The organism is Pseudoalteromonas sp. SIMBA_162, assembly GCF_046535955.1.
Lineage (GTDB): Bacteria > Pseudomonadota > Gammaproteobacteria > Enterobacterales > Alteromonadaceae > Pseudoalteromonas > Pseudoalteromonas marina.
Window position 1 is genome coordinate 1 of record NZ_JAWJBQ010001070.1, and the last position, 241, is coordinate 241.

Below are 241 nucleotides of genomic sequence, written 5' to 3' on the forward strand. Positions count from 1 at the left end.
CCTGTTCCTGGACGGCGAGGGTGCCCTGATGCACCCGATGTATGAACTGCTGTTCAACAACCTGACTCGCCTGAGCGTCAGCTTCGATGAAGGCGGGCAGCGCCGCGAAGTCTCGCTGCCGCCGGACTCGCTCAAGCCGGTCGGGTTCGCGCCCGAGGAGGGGTTGATCGACTACCCCGAGCGCTCCTTCCTCGGCTATCGCCTGCTGCACGAGTACTTCACCTTCCCCGACAAGTTCATG

The 241-nt window shown here is 63.5% G+C and carries 1 protein-coding gene; it reads left to right on the forward strand.

The genetic code is table 11. The features are described 5' to 3' along the window. A partial coding sequence (locus R0J88_RS22970) for a type VI secretion system baseplate subunit TssF (RefSeq protein ID WP_410901312.1) occupies positions 1–241 on the forward strand: 241 nt, incomplete at both ends.